The sequence below is a fragment of the Microbacterium sp. dk485 genome (assembly GCF_004570445.1).
Taxonomy (GTDB): Bacteria; Actinomycetota; Actinomycetes; order Actinomycetales; family Microbacteriaceae; genus Microbacterium; species Microbacterium wangchenii.
On record NZ_SPQW01000002.1, the window covers coordinates 1,019,994 to 1,038,493 of the forward strand.

18 protein-coding genes are annotated in these 18,500 nt (G+C 70.9%); 3 read left to right on the forward strand and 15 right to left on the reverse strand.

Annotation, left to right across the window (positions count from 1 at the left end):
- Positions 1-17: 17 nt before the first annotated feature.
- From whiA to E4V99_RS15810, 5 genes are all read right to left on the reverse strand, one after another.
- Positions 18-995, reverse strand: coding sequence for a DNA-binding protein WhiA (whiA, locus tag E4V99_RS15790; protein ID WP_135065745.1), 978 nt, complete (start codon positions 993-995; stop codon positions 18-20).
- Positions 996-1,050: 55 nt separating this feature from the next.
- Positions 1,051-1,929 carry an RNase adapter RapZ gene (gene rapZ, locus E4V99_RS15795; protein ID WP_135065742.1) on the reverse strand — a complete coding sequence of 293 codons (879 nt, stop codon included), beginning with the start codon at positions 1,927-1,929 and terminating at the stop codon, positions 1,051-1,053.
- Positions 1,930-1,950: 21 nt separating this feature from the next.
- Entirely contained in the window at positions 1,951-3,843 is a 1,893-nt protein-coding gene (uvrC, locus tag E4V99_RS15800; RefSeq protein ID WP_135117987.1) for an excinuclease ABC subunit UvrC, read from the reverse strand.
- Between the two features lie 20 nt (positions 3,844-3,863).
- Positions 3,864-6,779 (reverse strand): excinuclease ABC subunit UvrA, encoded by a 2,916-nt coding sequence (gene uvrA / locus E4V99_RS15805; RefSeq protein ID WP_135065736.1) that lies wholly within the window; start codon positions 6,777-6,779, stop codon positions 3,864-3,866.
- 91 nt (positions 6,780-6,870) lie between these two features.
- Positions 6,871-7,302, reverse strand: a complete 432-nt coding sequence (locus E4V99_RS15810) for a MarR family transcriptional regulator (RefSeq protein WP_135065733.1) — start codon at positions 7,300-7,302, stop codon at positions 6,871-6,873.
- A gap of 35 nt (positions 7,303-7,337) precedes the next feature.
- Here E4V99_RS15810 and E4V99_RS15815 point away from each other — a divergent pair, with 35 nt between their 5' ends.
- A complete protein-coding gene (locus E4V99_RS15815) occupies positions 7,338-7,574 on the forward strand; it encodes a hypothetical protein (protein ID WP_135065730.1) in 237 nt (78 codons plus the stop codon).
- Between the two features lie 4 nt (positions 7,575-7,578).
- On the opposite strand, the gene uvrB is transcribed toward E4V99_RS15815, so the two are convergent.
- The gene (gene uvrB, locus E4V99_RS15820) at positions 7,579-9,660 is read right to left on the reverse strand and encodes an excinuclease ABC subunit UvrB (protein WP_135065727.1); all 2,082 of its coding nucleotides are present in this window, start codon (positions 9,658-9,660) and stop codon (positions 7,579-7,581) included.
- A gap of 66 nt (positions 9,661-9,726) precedes the next feature.
- Positions 9,727-10,320 (reverse strand): dephospho-CoA kinase, encoded by a 594-nt coding sequence (coaE, locus tag E4V99_RS15825; protein ID WP_135065724.1) that lies wholly within the window; start codon positions 10,318-10,320, stop codon positions 9,727-9,729.
- A 122-nt stretch (positions 10,321-10,442) separates the two neighbouring features.
- Between coaE and E4V99_RS15830 the strand changes: the two genes are divergently transcribed.
- A complete protein-coding gene (locus tag E4V99_RS15830) occupies positions 10,443-10,811 on the forward strand; it encodes a response regulator (RefSeq protein WP_135117808.1) in 369 nt (122 codons plus the stop codon).
- Positions 10,812-10,816: 5 nt separating this feature from the next.
- On the opposite strand, the gene E4V99_RS15835 is transcribed toward E4V99_RS15830, so the two are convergent.
- The 3 genes from E4V99_RS15835 to E4V99_RS15845 all read right to left on the reverse strand — a co-directional run bounded on the left by E4V99_RS15835 (position 10,817) and on the right by E4V99_RS15845 (position 14,314).
- Positions 10,817-11,983 (reverse strand): hypothetical protein, encoded by a 1,167-nt coding sequence (locus E4V99_RS15835; protein WP_135117809.1) that lies wholly within the window; start codon positions 11,981-11,983, stop codon positions 10,817-10,819.
- The gene (locus tag E4V99_RS15840; RefSeq protein WP_135117810.1) at positions 11,980-13,620 is read right to left on the reverse strand and encodes an ATP-binding protein; all 1,641 of its coding nucleotides are present in this window, start codon (positions 13,618-13,620) and stop codon (positions 11,980-11,982) included. Before E4V99_RS15840 ends, E4V99_RS15835 begins: the two co-directional genes overlap by 4 nt.
- Positions 13,621-13,771: 151 nt before the next feature.
- Entirely contained in the window at positions 13,772-14,314 is a 543-nt protein-coding gene (locus E4V99_RS15845; protein ID WP_135117811.1) for a GIY-YIG nuclease family protein, read from the reverse strand.
- A 125-nt stretch (positions 14,315-14,439) separates the two neighbouring features.
- On the opposite strand from E4V99_RS15845, the gene E4V99_RS15850 reads away from it, so the two are divergent.
- Entirely contained in the window at positions 14,440-14,766 is a 327-nt protein-coding gene (locus E4V99_RS15850) for a hypothetical protein (protein WP_135117812.1), read from the forward strand.
- 32 nt (positions 14,767-14,798) lie between these two features.
- Here E4V99_RS15850 and E4V99_RS15855 read toward each other — a convergent pair whose 3' ends face one another.
- The 5 genes from E4V99_RS15855 to E4V99_RS15875 are packed head-to-tail and all read right to left on the reverse strand — an operon-like array spanning position 14,799 to position 18,221.
- Complete coding sequence (locus tag E4V99_RS15855; RefSeq protein WP_135117813.1) at positions 14,799-15,290, reverse strand: hypothetical protein; 492 nt, start codon at positions 15,288-15,290, stop codon at positions 14,799-14,801.
- Complete coding sequence (locus E4V99_RS15860; protein WP_135065703.1) at positions 15,287-15,937, reverse strand: YoaK family protein; 651 nt, start codon at positions 15,935-15,937, stop codon at positions 15,287-15,289. The genes E4V99_RS15855 and E4V99_RS15860 overlap by 4 nt, the downstream gene beginning before the upstream one ends.
- Positions 15,938-15,979: 42 nt before the next feature.
- Entirely contained in the window at positions 15,980-17,200 is a 1,221-nt protein-coding gene (locus E4V99_RS15865; protein WP_240742863.1) for an MFS transporter, read from the reverse strand.
- 29 nt (positions 17,201-17,229) lie between these two features.
- Complete coding sequence (locus E4V99_RS15870) at positions 17,230-17,871, reverse strand: cation transporter (RefSeq protein WP_245233213.1); 642 nt, start codon at positions 17,869-17,871, stop codon at positions 17,230-17,232.
- Positions 17,868-18,221 carry a metalloregulator ArsR/SmtB family transcription factor gene (locus tag E4V99_RS15875; RefSeq protein WP_135117814.1) on the reverse strand — a complete coding sequence of 118 codons (354 nt, stop codon included), beginning with the start codon at positions 18,219-18,221 and terminating at the stop codon, positions 17,868-17,870. Before E4V99_RS15875 ends, E4V99_RS15870 begins: the two co-directional genes overlap by 4 nt.
- Between the last annotated feature and the right edge of the window lie 279 nt (positions 18,222-18,500).

Below are 18,500 nucleotides of genomic sequence, written 5' to 3' on the forward strand. Positions count from 1 at the left end.
GCTAGCTGCGGTGCTCGTCAGTCCTCTGCGCCGACGGGGACGGCCGACTCGGTGCCCGGGATGCCCTCGGCCTCGGCCTTCTTGTCGGCCATCGCGAGGAGCCGGCGGATGCGGCCGGCCACGGCATCCTTCGTCAGCGGCGGGTCGGCGTGGTGGCCGAGCTCGTCCAGGCTCGCGTCGCGGTGGGCCAGGCGCAGGTCGCCCGCCTCGCGGAGGTGGTCGGGGACGTCGTCGCCGAGGATCTCCAGCGCGCGCTCGACACGGGCGCACGCGGCGACGGCGGCCTGCGCCGAGCGGCGGAGGTTGGCGTCGTCGAAGTTGACGAGGCGGTTCACGCCCGCGCGCACCTCTCGGCGCTGACGCAGCTGGTCCCATTCGGCGGCGGTGCGGCGGGCGCCCATCTCGGCCAGGGTCGCCCGGATCGCCTCGCCGTCGCGCACGACCACGCGCGGCACCCCGCGCACTTCACGCGCCTTCGCGGGCACGCCGATGCGATGCGCGGCGCCCACGAGCGCCATCGCGGCCTCGGGCGAGGGGCACGCGATCTCCAGTGACGCCGAGCGGCCCGGCTCGCTCAGCGAGCCCGCCGCGAGGAACGCGCCGCGCCACACCGCGGCCAGGTCGGCGCGGGAGCCGGTGGTGAGCTTGTTGGGCAGGCCCCGCACCGGGCGACGGCGCTGGTCGAGCAGGCCCGTCTGACGCGCGAGGGTCTCCCCCGCCTCGATGACGCGCACGGCGTAGTGCCCGCCGGTGCGTCCGCCCGAGCCCTGCACGTGGACGAGCTCGGGGCGCACGCCGTAGAGCTCCATGAGGTCGCGCGCGACGCGGCGCGCGAGCAGCTCGGAGTCGAGTTCGGCCTCCACGGCGACCCGGTTGGCGATCGAGTGCAGCCCCCCGGAGAAGCGCAGCAGCGCCGTCAGCTCGGCGACGCGAGCCGTCGGTCGGGGATCGCGGACGGTGGTCAGCTCGGCCTTCACGTCGGCGGTCAGCGGCACAATTCTCCTCGGGACGGCGGGTGGGGACAACAGTCCAGACTACTCGGCGCCCATCTCACTCACGACCCAGGTCACGGTGTGCGACCCGCACGGCGACTCCCGGAGTGCCGCGCAGGCGCTCTGCCAGCTCCCGCGCCATCACGACCGAGCGGTGCCGTCCGCCGGTGCAGCCGATGGCCACGACGGAGTGCCGCTTGTTCTCCCGCTGATACCCGGCGAGCACGGGAGCCAGCGCTGCCGCGTAGGCGTCCAGGAACTCGGCGGCGCCGGGCTGGGCGAGGACCTCCTCGCGCACCGGAGCGTCCTCGCCGCTGAGGGGGCGCAGGTCGTCCTTCCAGTACGGGTTGGGCAGGAACCGCATGTCGGCGACCATGTCGACATCGGTGGGCAGGCCGTACTTGAACCCGAAGCTCATGAGCGTGACGGTGTGACGGGCCGCACCCTCCTCGCTGAACAGCTCGACCGCGCGGGAAGTGAGCTGGTGGATGTTGGTCGTGGAGGTGTCGATGAGCACGTCGGCCGACGCGCGCACCTCGGCCAGCTGCTCGCGCTCGCGGCGGATCCCGTCCAGGATCGTGCCGTCGCCCTGCAGCGGATGCGGCCGGCGCACCGCCTCGAACCGGCGCACGAGCACGTCGTCGCCGGCGTCCAGGAACACCACCCGCACCTGCCGCCCGGCGCGCAGGATCTCCATGACACGGGGCAGGTCGGAGAACAGCTCGCCGCCGCGCACATCGACCACGACGGCCACGCGCGGGACGGCGCCGCCGGCCAGTTCGGTGAGCTCCAGCAGCGGGCGGAACATCTGCGGCGGCAGGTTGTCCACGACGTACCAGCCGAGGTCCTCCAGCGCGTTGGCGACCGTCGTGCGTCCGGCACCGGACATGCCGGTGACGATCAGCACTTCGCCGCTGTGACGTGCTTGATCGGTCATGACCACCCCCGGGACCCCAGCCTAGCGAGCCAGATGGGCGTGGACCGCCTCCGCGAGCTTCGGGCCGATGCCGGGGAGCTCGGCGATCTGCTCGGGGGATGCCTCCCGCAGCGCCGTGACCGACCCGAAATGCCGCAGCAGCGCCTTGATGCGCGCCTCCCCCAGGCCGGGCACCTCCGACAGCACGCTGGTGATGTCGCGCTTGCGACGCGTGCGCTGATGCCGGATCGCGAAGCGGTGCGCCTCGTCCCGCAGCCGCTGCAGCAGGTACAGCGCCTCGCTCGTGCGCGGCAGGATCACCGGGTACTCCTCCCCCGGCAGCCACACCTCCTCGAGCCGCTTGGCGATCCCGCACAGCGCGATCTCCTCGTGTCCGGCGTCCGCCAGCGCCCGCGCGGCGGCCTCCACCTGCGGCTTCCCGCCGTCGACCACCAGCAGCTGCGGCCGGTAGGCGAAGCGCGGGCGCTTGCGGGTGGTGACGACCTCCGCATCCGGATCGGTCACCACATCCGCCTCCTCCGGCTCCTCCGGCCGGTCGAGGTAGGCCAGGCGCCGCGTGAGCACCTGGTACAGCGAGTCGGTGTCGTCGGTGGTCTCGGCGACCCCGAACGAGCGGTACTGATCCTTGCGCGGCAGCCCGTCTTCGAAGACCACCATCGAGGCCACGACGTTCGTACCCGACAGATGCGACACGTCGTAGCACTCGATGCGCAGCGGCGCCTCGGCGAGGTCGAGTGCCTCCTGCAGATCGGTCAGCGCCTGCGACCGCGCGACGTAGTCGCTCGTGCGGCGCGTCTTGTGGAGCATGAGCGCCTGCTGCGCGTTGAGGGTCGCAGTCTTCAGCAGCTCGGCCTTGCGCCCGCGCTGAGCCACCTGGATCGTGACATTCGTGCCGCGCCGCTCGCGCAGCCACGCCTCCAGCTCGGCGGTGTCTTCGGGCAGGGTCGGCACGAGCACCTGCTTGGGGATGTCGGCGGCGGCGGCGTCTCCGTAGGTGCGCTGGAGCACCTGGTCCACCAGATCCGCTCCGGAGATGTCGATCTCCTTCTCGATCGTGGTGGCCCGCACACCCCGGACGCGGCCGCCGCGGACGACGAAGTGCTGCACGGCGGCAGCCAGTTCGTCCTCCGCGATGCCGAACAGATCGGCGTCGGTGTCGGGGGCGAGCACGAGGGCGCTCTTGTTGAGCACCGCCTCGATGGCCTGCAGCTTGTCGCGGTAGCCCGCGGCCGCCTCGTAGTCCATCGCGGCCGAGGCCTCCCGCATCCGCGCGGTCAGCGCCTTGGTGAAACGCTGGTCGCCGCCGGCCATGAAGGCGACGAAGTCGTCGACGATCGCGCGGTGCTCCTCGATCGTGACCTTCATCGAGCATGGTCCGCCGCAGCGTCCGATCTGCCCGGGGAAGCACGGCCGCCCGGACTGCATGGCCTTGCGGTACGACGCGTCGCTGCACGTGCGGATCGGGAAGACCTTGATCATCAGGTCGATCGTGTCGTGCACCGCCCACACCTTCGGGTAGGGCCCGAAGTACTTGGCGCCGGGGATGCGCCGGTTGCGTGTGACGATCACCCGCGGCGCCTCGTCGGCGAGGGTGATCGCCATGAACGGGTACGACTTGTCGTCTCGGTAGCGCACGTTGAACGGCGGATCGAACTCCTTGATCCACATGTACTCCAGCTGTAAGGAGTCCACGTCGCTGGCCACGACCGTCCACTCCACGGATGCGGCAGTGGTGACCATGCGCCGCGTCCGCTCGTGCAGCGAACGCAGCGGTGCGAAGTAGTTCGACAGGCGCGCCCGCAGGTTCTTCGCCTTGCCGACGTACAGCACGCGCCCGTCGGCATCGCGGAACCGGTAGACGCCGGGATTGGTGGGGATCTCGCCGGGCTTCGGGCGGTACGGAAGCTGCGACATCCGCTCGCGGGATGCCACCCTCAGCCGGCCTTGCGCTCGAGTTCCGGCTCGCGTGCCTCGCGCATCCCCAGCACCTCGGCCAGGAACGCGCCGGTGTGGCTGCCCTGTGCTCGCGCGACCTGCTCCGGCGTGCCGGTGGCCACGATCTGCCCGCCGCCGGAGCCGCCCTCGGGGCCGAGGTCGATGATCCAGTCCGCCGACTTGATGACGTCGAGGTTGTGCTCGATGACCAGGACGGTGTTCCCCTTGTCGACGAGGCTGTTGAGCACCTCCAGGAGCCGGCGCACGTCTTCGAAGTGCAGACCCGTGGTGGGCTCGTCGAGCACGTAGATCGAGCGGCCGTTGCTGCGACGCTGGAGCTCGGTGGCGAGCTTCACGCGCTGCGCCTCGCCGCCGGAGAGGGTCGTGGCCGACTGTCCGAGTCGCACGTATCCGAGACCGACGTCCACGAGCGTCTTGAGGTAGCGGTGGATCGCCTGGATCGGCTCGAAGAACTCCGCTGCCTCCTCGATGGGCATCTCCAGCACCTCGGCGATGTTCTTGCCCTTGTAGTGCACGGCGAGGGTGTCGCGGTTGTACCGCTTGCCGTGGCACACCTCGCAGTCGACGTAGACGTCGGGGAGGAAGTTCATCTCGATCTTGATCGTGCCGTCGCCCGCGCACGCCTCGCAGCGTCCGCCCTTGACGTTGAAGCTGAACCGTCCGGGCTGGTAGCCGCGCACCTTGGCCTCGGGCGTCTCGCTGAAGAGCGTGCGGATGCGGTCGAACACGCCGGTGTAGGTGGCGGGGTTGGACCGGGGCGTCCGGCCGATGGGCGCCTGGTCGACGTGGACGACCTTGTCGAGGTTGTCCAGGCCCGTCACGCGCGTGTGCTTGCCGGGCACGCGGCGCGCACCGTTCAGGCGCGTGGCGAGCACTTCGTACAGGATGTCGTTCACGAGCGACGACTTGCCCGAGCCGCTGACGCCGGTGACGGCGGTCAGCACTCCGAGGGGGAAGTCGGCGGTGACGTTCTTGAGGTTGTTCTCGCGCGCGCCGACGACGGAGATCTGCCGCTTCTTGTCTATGCGCCGGCGCTTCTTCGGCGTCGGGATCTCGCGGCGCTTGGCGAGGTAGTCGCCGGTGATCGACCCCTCCTCCGCGAGGAGCGCGTCGAGGGGCCCGGAGTGCACGACGTGGCCGCCGTCCACGCCCGCGCGCGGTCCGATGTCGACGATCCAGTCGGCGGCGTGGATGGTCTCCTCGTCGTGCTCGACGACGATGAGCGTGTTGCCGAGGTCGCGGAGCTTGACGAGGGTGTCGATGAGGCGGCGGTTGTCGCGCTGGTGCAGGCCGATCGAGGGCTCGTCCAGCACGTACAGCACTCCGGTGAGGCCGGAGCCGATCTGGGTCGCGAGACGGATGCGCTGCGCCTCGCCGCCGGAGAGCGATCCGGCCGACCTGCTGAGGTTGAGGTAGTTGAGCCCGACCTCGATGAGGAACTCCAGCCGCACGCGGATCTCGCGCAGCACCTGGGCGGCGATGTGCGCCTCGCGGTCGGTGAGCTCGAGCTGGGCGAAGAAGGCCTGCGCGTCGGAGAGGCTCAGGCGCGATGCCTCGGCGATCGAGTGGCCGTGCACGAGCACCGCGAGCACCTCCGGCTTGAGGCGGTCGCCGTCGCACACGGGGCACGGCACCTCGCGGAGGAACTCCGACCAGCGCTGCCGCTGCGTGTCGGACTCGGCCTGCAGGTACTGCCGCTCGATGTAGGGCACGACGCCCTCGAATCCCGACGCGTACCGCATCTCGCGGCCGTACCGGTTCTTCCACTTCACGGTGACCTTGTAGTTCTCCCCGCGCAGCACCGCGTCCTGCACGTCGGCCGGCAGGCGGTGCCACGGGGTGTCGAGGGAGAAGTCCAGGTCGCGCGCGAGACCCTCCAGCAGGCGCTCGTAGTACTGGAACAGGCCCTTGCCCTGCGTCGTCCAGGGGATGATGACGCCCTCGCGGATCGACAGCTCAGGGTCGCCGAGCATGAGGTCGACGTCCACCGACATGCGCGTGCCGAGTCCCGAGCAGGTCGGGCAGGCCCCGAAGGGCGCGTTGAAGGAGAACGTACGCGGCTCGATCTCGGTCAGCTGCAGCGGGTGGCCGTTGGGGCACGCGAGCTTCTCGGAGAAGGACTGCCACGCGGCATCCCCCTCCTCGTCGACGAAGTTGACCTGCATGACCCCGCCGGCAAGGCTCAGGGCGGTCTCGACGGAGTCGGTGACGCGACCGAGGATGTCGGGGCCGGCGACGAGGCGATCCACGACGACGGCGATGTCGTGCTTGTAGCTCTTCTTGAGGGTCGGCGGTTCGGCCAGCTGCACGAGCTCGCCGTCCACGACCGCGCGCGCGTAGCCCTTGGCGCTGAGCTCCTTGAAGAGGTCGACGAACTCGCCCTTCTTCTGGCTCACCACCGGCGCGACGATCTGGAAGCGCGTGCGCTCGGGCAGTTCGAGAAGCTGGTCGGCGATCTGCTGCACGGTCTGGCGCTGGATCTGCGCTCCGCACACGGGGCAGTGCGGCACGCCGATGCGCGCCCACAGCAGACGCATGTAGTCGTGGATCTCGGTGATCGTGCCCACCGTGGATCGGGGGTTGCGGTTCGTGGACTTCTGGTCGATCGAGACGGCCGGGCTCAGTCCCTCGATGAAGTCCACATCGGGCCGGTCGACCTGGCCGAGGAACTGACGTGCGTACGCGCTGAGCGACTCGACGTAGCGGCGCTGGCCCTCGGCGAAGATCGTGTCGAACGCGAGGCTGGACTTGCCGGAGCCGGACAGGCCGGTGAAGACCACGAGCGAATCGCGCGGGATGTCGAGGTCGACGTCCTTCAGATTGTGGACGCGCGCACCCCGCACGCTGAGCTTTCCACTGGTGTTTCCGGGCAGGGCGACAGGAAGGATGGGCACCCGTCAAGTCTAGGCGGGGCCTCCGACACGGGGTCTGGGTTCGCGCCCAGCGCACATCCTGCCGGCTCCCAGGTTCACCCCGCGGAGCTCGTCAGCCGCGGCGGCCGGCGAACGGTGCGAGGCCGTCGCGGAGGGCGGCGAGGGCGTCGGGGGTCATGCCGGTGGCGGCCATGACCTGCTGCGGCACGTCGAGCGCCTGCGCTCGGAGCTCGCGGCCGGCATCGGTCAGGGTGATCTCGAGTACGCGCTCATCCCCCGCCCGTCGCCCGCGGCTCACGCGACCCTGCGCCTCGAGCCGCTTCACCAGCGGCGACAGCGTCGCCGGGTCCATCGCCAGCTCGGCGGCGAGCTCGCCCAGCGATCGCGGCGAACGCTCCCACAGCGCGAGCATCACGAGGTACTGCGGATGCGTCAGCCCGAGCGGCTCGAGGACGGGACGGTAGATCGACACGACGTTGCGTGCGGCGGTGACCAGCGCGAAGCACACCTGGTTCTCCAGAGCGAGGAGATCGTCGGCGGACATCCGCACCCCTTCCGATCGTTAGTACACTAAGCATCATGGCACGAAAGGATGCGGACAAGCCTCCGCTGCGTGACCGCGTCCGCAAGGCCGGCGGCTGGTACAGCTACCTCAACTCCCGGCTCATCCGCGTCGCCGGCCCCGCCTCGGTCGGCCCGTACGAGACGACGCCCGAGCCCACGCGCACGGGCCGCCCGTGCCCCCTGTGCGGCTCTCCCATGTCGGAGCACACGTTCGACCGCTCGGGCCCCAAGCCCCTCATGCACTGCCCCTGACCCGTCAGGCGTGGCCGGCGCGCTCCATGGCGCGCAGCTCCTTCTTGAGGTCCTGGACCTCGTCGCGCAGGCGCCCGGCCAGCTCGAACTTCAGTTCGGCCGCGGCGGCCAGCATCTGCTCGCTCAGATCGGCGATGGTCGCCTCCAGCTGGTCGGCGCCCTCCGCCGCGATGCCCGTGCGGCGCAGCTGCGGCGTGGGCGACTTGCCCTTGCCGTTCTTCGACGCCGCCGCATCGCGACGCGAGAGCAGCTGCTTGGTGTCGCTGGCCTCGCGGGCGAGCACGTCGGTGATGTCGGCGATCTTCTTCCGCAGCGGCTGCGGATCGATGCCGTGCTCGGTGTTGTAGGCGATCTGCTTCTCACGGCGACGATCAGTCTCCTCGATGGCCTTGGCCATCGAGTCGGTGATCTTGTCGGCGTACATGTGCACTTCGCCGGACACGTTGCGCGCGGCGCGCCCGATGGTCTGGATGAGCGACGTGCCGCTGCGCAGGAACCCCTCCTTGTCGGCATCGAGGATGGCGACGAGCGAGACCTCCGGCAGGTCCAGGCCTTCGCGCAGGAGGTTGATGCCGACGAGGACGTCGTAGACACCCGCACGCAGCTCGGTGAGGAGCTCGACGCGGCGGAGCGTGTCGACGTCGGAGTGGAGGTACCGCACCCGCACCCCATGCTCGCCGAGGAAGTCGGTGAGCTCTTCGGCCATCTTCTTCGTCAGCGTGGTCACCAGCACGCGCTCGTCGCGGCTCGCCCGCACGCGGATCTGCTCGAGCAGGTCGTCGATCTGTCCCTTCGAGGGCTTCACGATGATCTGGGGGTCGACGAGGCCCGTCGGACGGATGATCTGCTCCACGACGCCGTCGGCGATGCCCATCTCGTAGCGTCCCGGTGTGGCGGAGAGGTACACCGTCTGCCCCACGCGGTTCTTGAACTCGTCCCACCTCAGCGGCCGGTTGTCCATCGCGCTGGGCAGCCGGAAGCCGTGCTCGACGAGCGTGCGCTTGCGCGAGGCGTCGCCCTCGTACATCGCCCCGATCTGGGGCACCGTGACGTGCGACTCGTCGATGACCATGAGGAAGTCGTCGGGGAAGAAGTCCAGCAGCGTGTGCGGCGGATCGCCGGGACCGCGGCCGTCGAGGTGGCGGGAGTAGTTCTCGATACCCGAGCAGAAGCCCAGCTGCTGCAGCATCTCGAGATCGAAGGTGGTCCGCATGCGCAGGCGCTGCGCTTCCAGGAGCTTCCCCTGCGATTCCAGTTCCTTGAGTCGCTCGGCCAGCTCGTGTTCGATCGTGCCGATCGCTCGCTTGACGGTGTCGGTGCCCGCCGCATAGTGCGTCGCGGGGAAGATCGGGATGGCCTCCATCCGCTGCAGCACGTCTCCGGTGAGGGGGTGCAGCATGTAGAGCGCCTCGATCTCGTCACCGAACATCTCGATGCGGATGGCGAACTCCTCGTACACCGGGATGATCTCGATCGTGTCGCCGCGCACGCGGAAGTTGCCGCGGGAGAAGTCGACGTCGTTGCGGTTGTACTGCATCGCGATGAACTTGCGGATGAGGGTGTCGCGGTCGTACCGCTCCCCCACCTGCAGCGCGACCATGGCGCGGAGGTACTCCTCGGGCGACCCGAGGCCGTAGATGCACGAGACGGTGGAGACCACGATGACGTCGCGCCGGCTCAGGAGGGAGTTGGTGGTGGAGTGCCGCAGGCGCTCCACCTCGGCGTTGATCGAGGAGTCCTTCTCGATGAAGGTGTCGGTCTGCGGGACGTACGCCTCGGGTTGGTAGTAGTCGTAGTACGAGACGAAGTACTCCACGGCGTTGTTGGGCATGAGCTCGCGGAACTCGTTCGCCAACTGCGCGGCCAGGGTCTTGTTGTGCGCGAGCACGAGCGTGGGGCGCTGGACCTGCTCGACCAGCCACGCCGTGGTGGCCGACTTCCCGGTGCCGGTGGCGCCCAGCAGGACGACGTCGGTCTCGCCGGCGTTGATGCGGGCGGCGAGTTCGGCGATCGCCTGCGGCTGGTCGCCGGACGGCTCGTATTCGCTGACGACCTCGAACGGACGGACGGATCGGGTGGCCTGCATGCTTCCAGCGTAGGGCGGCCCTCCGACGCCCGGGCGGCCGTTCGCCCAGCGCGGAGGGGGCAGGGCTCAGCCCGAGAGCCGCTCCCACAGCGCATCGGCCCGGCTCCGGGTGTCCTCGAGTGTTCCGGTCGTGTCGATGACGACGTCGGCGAGCTTGAGGCGGTCCTCGTCGGAGGCCTGGGCGGCGATGCGGGCGCGGGCGTCGGCCTCGCTCATCCCGCGTTCGCGGATGAGGCGCTGCACCCGGATCTCGGCGGGGGCGTGCGCGACGACGACGAGGTCCCACGGATCGCTCGCGCGCGCCTCGGCCAGCAGCGGCACGTCGTACACGATCACCGCGTGCGGATCGGCAGCGGCCTCCGCGAACCGCCGGGCGGACTCGGCCCGCACCGCCGGGTGCACGATGGCGTTGAGCGCGGCGAGCTGCGCGGGGTCGGCGAAGACCCTGGCGCCCAGGGCGGCACGATCCAGGCTGCCGTCGGCACGCACGAGATCGGCGCCGAAGGATGCGGCGATCTGCTCGAGTACGGGCGACCCGGGCTGCTGGACGTCGCGGACGATCTGGTCGGCGTCGACGATCACGGCCCCGTGCTCGGCGAGACGACCCGCGATCGTGGACTTGCCCGAGGCGATGCCGCCGGTCAATGCGATCAATGGCATGACCTCGAGCATGCCATGCCCGTCCCGCGCGGGGAGTCGTGTTGACGTGTCGATGCGCTCCTGTATTACGATCCTGCTATACCGCGGGTCACCCGAGACCGGCGGCCTCCCGAAGGTGACGCATGCCCCACGCGCGTGTCGCGGTCGTCATCGAGGATGACGCGGATATCCGGTCCCTGATCTGCACCGTGCTGACAGGGTCCGGCTTCGACGTGCACACGGCCTCGGCGGGACTGGAGGGCATCGAGCTCGTCCGGCAGCTCTCCCCCGCCGTCACGACGCTGGATGTCAGCATGCCCGGCATCGACGGCTACGAGACGGCCCGCCGCATCCGCGCCTTCAGCGACACGCGCATCCTCATGGTCACTGCGCGCGCCGACGAGAGCGACGTGCGGCTGGGCCGGGAGGCGGGCGCCGACGACTACATCGCCAAGCCGTTCCGCCCGCGCGACCTGCGCGCACACGTGGAGGAGATCGTCGGCCGCGACTGACGCGATCAGCCCTCCGAGAGGATCACCGAGGCATCCGTGCTCGAGGCCGAACGGCGGGCGGCGTCCTGCGCCGCCTCCACGAGTGCGTCGAAGTCGTGGCCGACCTGGTCGGACAGCGCCACCCCGACGGCGACGGCGGGGATCACCGACAGCCCGATGTCGGACATGTCGTCGAGCGTCCGCTGATGGAGGGCGGCGGCGATGCGCCGCACGTCGGCGAAGGACGTCGTGACGAACGCGGCGAGCACCGTCCGGCGGTCGCCCTCCCCCACGATCGCCGAACTGGGCGCGTGGCGGCGCGCGCCGGCGCGCCAGGCCGCCGCGACCGCCTCCGCCTCACCCGGCCCGAACGCCGTGCCGATGCGGGAGAGGTCGTCCATGCGCAGCGCGATGACGCAGATCGTCTCGTCGTTGTAGCGGGCGCTGCGCACCAGGCGCGAGGCCAGTTCCCGGAAGGATCCGGGCAGCAGCACGCCGTCCAGCGCCATGTGCAGCGTCACGGTCTCGCGCTGCCCGCGCAGGCTGGACTCCCCGGCCCGGAGCACGGAGGTGGTCACGACCGCCGTGATGGTCAGCGCCATGGTCAGAAGCGACGCGACCGGGGTGTCGAACCACGCGCGGAACAGCTCGCTGTCGGGCCCGGCGACCAGGAAGACGCCCGTGCGCACGACGAACCACACGGTCTCGGCCGACAGGACGATCGTCAGGCCGATGCCGCTCCACTGCGCCGCCAGGGCACCCCGACGCGTCTCGACCGCGCCCAGGGCGGCGAAGGCGGCGTTCCCGAGGAACATCGCCACCGCGCCCGCCCATGCACCGCCCTCGAGCCCCGCCGACAGGACCGCGGCCACGACCACGGTGATCCCCACGACCAGGACCACGCCGGCCCCGCGCACGTCGCGCCGGTTGTAGGCCCGGCACCCGAGCCACAGGAAGCCGGTGGTCGCCACGAACGCGCCGTTGCCGATCGCCACCGCGATGTACGCGTCGGCCTCGATCGACCACACGAGGTAGCACAGCACGCTCAGGATGCCGGCGAGATACGCGATCGCCCACAGCCGCCCCGCGCCGCCCTCCTTGCGCAGCAGCGTCTCGACGAGGTAGAGCACGCCGGAGACGAGGACGACCAGCGCGGTGGCGGTCGTGATCGTGAACACGTCGATCGAGGTCATCGGGTCTCCTCCTGGAACGTGATGGGCAGGCGCACCGTGAACGCCGCGCCCGCGCCCGGCCGGGTGTGCACGAAGATCTCGCCGTTGTGCGCGTGCACGATGTCGCGGCTGATGGCCAGGCCGAGCCCGGATCCGTGGGTCGTGGAGTTGCGCACCGAGTCGGAGCGGAAGAAGCGCTCGAACAGGTGCGGCTGCTCGTCGACGGAGATGCCCGGACCCTCATCGGCCACGGTGATCCACGCATCCGTGTCGTCGCTGCTGAGCCCTGCGCGGACGACGCCGCCGTCGTGGTTGTACTTCACCGCGTTGGAGAGCAGGTTGTCCACGACCTGGCGGATGCGGTGGGGGTCCACGGATGCGGAGACGGGGCGCACCTCGGACATGTCGATCGTGATGTGCCGCTCCGCCGCGCGGGGCCCGATCGATTCGACCGCCGCCGCGAGGATCTGCGACAGGTCGACGCGCTCGGGATGCACGAGGAGCCGCACGCCCTGGCGGGACGAGGCCGAGACCACCAGGATGTCGGCGACCAGTTCGAGCAGGCGGCCCGCGTTGCGCTCGGCGACTTCGAGGTCGCGGCGGGTCTGCGGCGACAGCTCGGGTGCGTCCAGCGCCAGCTCGAGGTACCCCACGATCGAGGTCAGCGGCGTGCGCAGTTCGTGGGAGACCGAGGCGACGAGGTCTTCACGCGCGCGCAGCGCCTGCTCCTCGTTGGTGACGTCGCGCGAGATCACGATCGCCCCCGCCGGACTGCCGTCGAGGTCGGTGAGCCGCCGCGCGGTGACGATGAGGGCGCGGCGGCCCTCCCCCGGCATGCCGTACCAGACGAGCTCGTTCTCGAAGGTCTCGCCGCGGCGCGCGCGGGCGAGGGGCGCCTCGTCGGCGTCCAGGCGCGTGGTGCCGTCGGCCGCGAACGCCGGGATGTCCTCCCCGCTCCAGGTGGAGCTGCCCTGCAGCCTCGCGTGCGCCTCGTTGGTCAGGACGAGGTCGCCGGAGCGGGTGATGCGCGTGACGCCGAAGTCGACCGCATCCAGGACCTCCGTCACGACCGCCTCCTGCCGGCGCGCCCGGTCGACGGAACGCTTGAGGTAGGCGGATTGCTTCTCCAGCAGCTCCCGCTGCACGTGCGAGCGGCGCGTGTAGATGGCCACGAGCACTCCGAGCGCGGCGATCAGGATCGGCAGCAGGAACAGCGAGGCGGTCAGGCGGGCCGCCGGGTCCAGGGCGGTGAGCACGATCAGCATCGCGGTGGTCGCGGCGGTGGAGGCGATCACGCCGATGAAGCCGTACACGGAGGCGATCCACATCGCGGGGAACGCCCACAGCAGTCCGAGACCGGCCGTCGGCGCGGATTCGCGGATGAACCCGATCGCGACGATGTCGATGATGGGCAGGATGCCGGCGGCCCAGTGGGGCAGGCGCGTCCATGGGATGAGCACCGCCGCCACGGCGCCCAGGTAGATGACGGCGACGCCGATGATGTGGCTGGCGGGTCGGAGAACTTCCCCCAGCAGCAGCGCCACCACGGTGACCACGAGGGTCACCCCGCTCAGCAGGAACTGATTGAGCAGCACCGTCCGGTCGCGCGTGCTCTCCTCATCGCGGACCCGCCGCGCACCGCCGGACAGCAAGGCCATGCGCATGACAGTAGCGCCCCGTGCACCTCCATCCCCGTCGCGACGTGACACGGATGGGGCGCCCGCCCCGGCGGGGGGAGCCGGGACGGGCGCGGTGCGACGGTACGTGCGCACCCTTTGTACCGGCTGAATCCTGTGCCGACGACGGTGTTCAGCCCCGGCGGGCGAGCGCCTCGCTGCGCCAGCGGGTCCACAGCATCCAGGGGTCGCCGACGCCGGCGGCCAGCACCGCGATGTGGGCGGCGAGACGCTCGGAGAGGCGGAACCACTCCGTACCCTCGAAGCGGTCGGCGGCGAACTCGCCCTGACGGCGCTGTTCGAGCGTGCGGTCGCCGCGCTCGAAGGCGAGCAGGTCGTCGTGTCGGATGGCGGCCAGGCGCTGACGGGGGTTCGCCGTCGTGCCGATCTTCACGCGGTCGGAGTACCGCAGGTAGTACACCACGTCCACGCGCGGGGGCGGCAGGTCGTCGTCGGGGACGTCGCCGTAGCGCCACTCGCACGCGGCGCACAGCCAGCCGGACGGCCACCGCACCCCCAGTCGCGACCGGCACACCAGGCACGGCGAGGGCAGCAGGTCGGTGACGCCGTGCACGCGCTGGTCCCATTCACCGGCGACGGCGAGGTGTCGCTCGCACAGCGGCAGCGGCGTCGCGGGGAACACCGCCTCGCCGCATCCGTCCACCAGGCATCGCACGTCTCGACAGTACGTCGCGGCGCCGACACCGCTGTCCCCCGTTCGCCCTACAGACAGCCGCCGTCCGTGCGGCCTAGGGTCGGAGAGCGTCGCCGTATTCCCCCCACCGGCGGACGCGAGGAAGCATGACCACCCTGCTCACCACAGCTGCCCTGCTGCTCGCCGGCGCGTGCACGGGGCTCCTGCTCGGCATCGCACGCGTGCCGAGGATCCGTGCCGTGCCCGTGACCGTCGCGCTGACGCTGGCGACCGCCCTCGCGATCGCGGTCGTCATGGTCGGCCCCCGTGAGCCATGGCTGGGCGCGGCTGTGGCGGTGCTGATCGTCCTGTTCTCGCTGCTGTCCACGGCGTGGATGTGGAAGAACAAGGAGGGGGTGGACGCCTCCTACGGTTGGATCCTCGTCCAGGAGATCCTCCACCCGGAGCGGCTGCGCAGGCCGCATACGGAGTGACCCGGCGATCGACGGTCCGGCGCATCCGGCACCTAGCCCCGCGGTTCGTCCGGCGCGCGGGCAGCGTCGGCCCACACCTCCCGCAGGCGCTGATTGGGGCCGGGTGGGATGCGATTGCCCGAGCGGAACTGAAAGCGCCATGCCACTTCGGGAACCACCACTTCGAGGACATCGCGCGGCACCCGGTCGGCCTCTATCACGAGCTCATCGAAGGCCACGTCGACGAAGCTCGCGGTGCGTCGGGAGTCGGCGAAGTGGACGTCCTGGTAGGGATGCGTTCTGACGGTGCCGTGCCCGATCAGGCCGTAGGAGCCGCCTTGACGCAGAAGCCACGCATCCGTTCCGGGCTCCACCTCCTTCCGCGCGCCCACGGACCACTGCGTCACGAACGGCGCGCCTTCGGCGACGCGTGCCACCACCGCGGCGTACGAACCCGGCCATTCGTCCCACAGCGAGGGGTTCCAGCCCAGGATGACCCCTGCGCCCCGCCAGTAGTCGGCGCCGGACCGGCTCGTGCCCGTCATGCGACCGAACCCAGCGACCGTCGCAGAGCGGGTACCGCAAGCATCACCACGAGCACCGCGGCCACCACCCACAGCGCGGCGGCACCGAGCCAGCCCAGCGCCGCGGCGCCCAGCACGGCACCGCACGCGATGGATGCCCACATCAGCAGCTGCCGCTGCCACCCCGTGTGCTGCTCGCCCCGGGCCGCGCGCACGAGACCCTGACCGAGCTTCACGAGCGCACCCGTCATATAGGTGACGCCGAAGGGAATGTCCCCGTCCTGGGCGAACACCGTGTTCATGGCGCCCATGGCGAAGGCCAGCACGCCTCCCGCCGCCCACCGCCACTCCCCCGCCGCGACGGCGGCGGCCACGCACACCAGCGTCAGGACCATCGCGAGCACGCGGACCGGTCCCCGGCCGTGCCCGCGCGGCATCGCCGTGCCGGCCATGGCACCCGCCACGAAGCATCCGATCAGCAGCAGCGCGGATGCCGCAGCCGGGAGCGACGCGGTGGACAGATCCACGCTCGCGCGCGTGGTGTTGCCGCTCATGAACGACACGAAGTACCCGCCGAGGTAGAGGAACCCGAAACCGTCGATGTACCCCGCGATCGCGGCGAGCAGCGATGCCGTGGCCAGACGACGCCGGGTCAGTGACTTCACCATGCATGGGAGCGTATCGCCGCCCCGTGCCGGCCCATGGACGGCTCAGGCGCGGGGTCGCGGCCCCGGGGCGCGGCGGAGGGTGAGCGTGGCGAGAACGCCCGCCACGGCGCACATGGCGATGACGGCGGCGACGAAGACCGCCCACCCGGCATCGGCGAAGAGCCAGCCGAGAGCCCAGCCGAAGACGCTGGACCCCCCGTAATATGCGAGGTAGTACAGCGACGACGCCTGCGCCCGTGTGTCCGGCCGCGCAGCCGACGGCGCCCAGCCCGAGGCGACGGTATGGGCGCCGAAGAATCCGGCCGTGAAGACGACCAGTCCCACCAGCAGGGCCGGCACGAGCGGCACGAACATCAGGATCAGCCCGAAGACGCTGCATCCCACCGACGCCAGCAGCACCGGCAGCGGCCCGTGCCGCGAGACGAGCGTGCCCGCCCACGGCGAGACCAGAGTCCCCGCGAGGTACGCGAGGAACAGCAGCGTGACGACCCACGCCGGCAGCACGAACGGCGGGGCGGTGAGGTGGAAGCCCAAGTAGTTGTAGACCGCGACGAATCCACCCATGAGCAGGAACGCCTGCGCGTACAGCACGAGCTGCACGCGCGACCGCAGGTTCACCGCGAGGCGCGCGGCGATGCCCGGTCCGCGCTGGGCCAGGTGGCGGTGCGGCACGAACCCACGCGCCCTCGGCACGAGCCACAGGAACAGGACGGCGGATGCGGCGCACAGCCCCGCGACACCCCACAGCCCCGCGCGCCATTCAGTGAGGTCGGCGACCGGTCCGGCGACGAGCCGTCCGGCGAGGCCGCCCACGGTCGTTCCGGCGACGTAGCTGCCCGCCGCGGCCGCGGCGTGCCCGGCATCGACCTCCTCGCTGAGGTAGGCCAGCGCGACGGCCGGGACGGCGCCGAGGGCGATCCCCTCGAGCAGCCGGACGACGAGGAACAACGCGATGTCGCCCGCGAAGGGGGCGGCCACGCCCAGGAGGGTCGCGGCGAGGATCCCGAGCGCCATCGCCGGGACCCGCCCGACGCGGTCGGCGACCATCGACCACGGGATCACCGCCGCGGCAAGGCCCAGGGTGCAGGCGGAGACCGACAGCGCCGCCGTCGCGGGGGCGACCCCGAGGTCGGCGGCGATCATGGGCAGCACCGCCTGCGGCGAGTACAGCTGCGCGAAGGTGGCGATGCCGGCGAAGAAGAGTCCGGCGAGCAGGCGGCGGTATTCGCGGGTTCCGGGCAGGTGTCCGCTGAAGCCGCTCACTCCTCTCACGTTATTGCCTGCGGGAAGGACTACTCGTCCTCGAGGTCGCTGAGGGCGTCGAAGGGCGACTCGAGGTCACCCCGCCACGCCTCCAGCCCCTCCCGCACGGCGAGGACGGCGACCACGAGCGCGGCGACGGAGTCGGCCCACCACCAGCCGAGGAGGGGGTTGGCCAGGAGACCCACGAGCACTGCGCCGGAGAGGTACACGCACAGCACGAGCTGCCGGGCGTCTGCGAGCACGCTGCGGGATCCGAGCTCCCGCCCCGTGCGGATCTCGATCCATGCCAGCACGGGCATCGCGATCACGCTCAGCAGGGTGATGCCGATCCCCAGGGGGCTGGCGTCGGGGCCCTCGCCGCTGATGAGGCTCACGACTGCGTCCACGGTGACGTAGGCGGCGAGGGCGAAGAACGCCAGCGCGATCGCGCGAACGGTGACGCGCTCGTACCGTTCCGGATCGGCCCTGGTGAACTGCCATGCCACGGCGACGGCCGAGAGCACCTCGATCACGGAGTCCAGCCCGAAGCCGATGAGCGCGGCCGATGACGCCAGCACGCCGGCGGTGATGGCCACGATCGCCTCGATCGCGTTGTACCCGATCGTGATCGCGACGATCGCCCGGACCCGTCGATGCAGTCGTCGCCGACGGTCGGGCGAGAGGGCCGTCACGCCTGCCCCTGGCAGCATCCGTCGACCGAGCAGGACGGATCCACGCACGGCGCGCTCTCGTCCACGGCCAGAGTGACCTCCAGCAGCGCGAGGAGCCCGGCGGCGAGATGCGGATCCGCGACGGCGTACCGCGTGCGCCGTCCCTCCGGCTCGGCGACGACGATGCCGCCGTCGCGCAGGCATGTGAGGTGGTTGGAGACGTTGGAGGGCGTCAATGCGAGGTCGTGGGCCAGCTCAGCCGGATACGCGGGCCCCGCCAGCAGCGTCATTAGGATGCGCGACCTCGTGGGATCCGCCATCGCCCGCCCCAGGCGGTTCATCACGTCCAGTCCGGTCTGCGCGGTCAGCATGAGCTGATTGTACAGCCGTCACTGTACAGTCGCGTGTCCGCGCAGGGCGATGAGCCGGGCGCGGTCCGGGGCGCAGCCTCGCGTGGGGACGGAACGGCGCGAAGGAGCCGGTGCCGCGGTCCAGTCCGCTGTCGGCGGCGATCGCGTCGGCGCGAGCGTTGCGCGCGCGCCGTGCCGCACCCGAACTCCGCAAACCCGCCCGGCATCCGCCGGGTTCGAGGCGCTTCTCGCCACGCGGAGCGCATATTTGAGGAGTTCCGGCGCGACGAAGGCAGAACC

Excerpts from the sequence above, each read along its gene's own strand:
- rapZ (WP_135065742.1), bottom strand. The coding sequence starts at position 1,929 with ATGACCGATCAAGCACGTCACAGCGGCGAAGTGCTGATCGTCACCGGC.
- uvrC (WP_135117987.1), bottom strand. The coding sequence starts at position 3,843 with ATGTCGCAGCTTCCGTACCGCCCGAAGCCCGGCGAGATCCCCACCAAT.
- E4V99_RS15810 (WP_135065733.1), bottom strand. The coding sequence starts at position 7,302 with ATGTCCGCCGACGATCTCCTCGCTCTGGAGAACCAGGTGTGCTTCGCG.
- E4V99_RS15815 (WP_135065730.1), top strand. The coding sequence starts at position 7,338 with ATGGCACGAAAGGATGCGGACAAGCCTCCGCTGCGTGACCGCGTCCGC.
- uvrB (WP_135065727.1), bottom strand. The coding sequence starts at position 9,660 with ATGCAGGCCACCCGATCCGTCCGTCCGTTCGAGGTCGTCAGCGAATAC.
- coaE (WP_135065724.1), bottom strand. The coding sequence starts at position 10,320 with ATGCCATTGATCGCATTGACCGGCGGCATCGCCTCGGGCAAGTCCACG.
- E4V99_RS15830 (WP_135117808.1), top strand. The coding sequence starts at position 10,443 with ATGCCCCACGCGCGTGTCGCGGTCGTCATCGAGGATGACGCGGATATC.
- E4V99_RS15835 (WP_135117809.1), bottom strand. The coding sequence starts at position 11,983 with ATGACCTCGATCGACGTGTTCACGATCACGACCGCCACCGCGCTGGTC.
- E4V99_RS15840 (WP_135117810.1), bottom strand. The coding sequence starts at position 13,620 with ATGGCCTTGCTGTCCGGCGGTGCGCGGCGGGTCCGCGATGAGGAGAGC.
- E4V99_RS15850 (WP_135117812.1), top strand. The coding sequence starts at position 14,440 with ATGACCACCCTGCTCACCACAGCTGCCCTGCTGCTCGCCGGCGCGTGC.
- E4V99_RS15855 (WP_135117813.1), bottom strand. The coding sequence starts at position 15,290 with ATGACGGGCACGAGCCGGTCCGGCGCCGACTACTGGCGGGGCGCAGGG.
- E4V99_RS15860 (WP_135065703.1), bottom strand. The coding sequence starts at position 15,937 with ATGGTGAAGTCACTGACCCGGCGTCGTCTGGCCACGGCATCGCTGCTC.
- E4V99_RS15875 (WP_135117814.1), bottom strand. The coding sequence starts at position 18,221 with ATGCTGACCGCGCAGACCGGACTGGACGTGATGAACCGCCTGGGGCGG.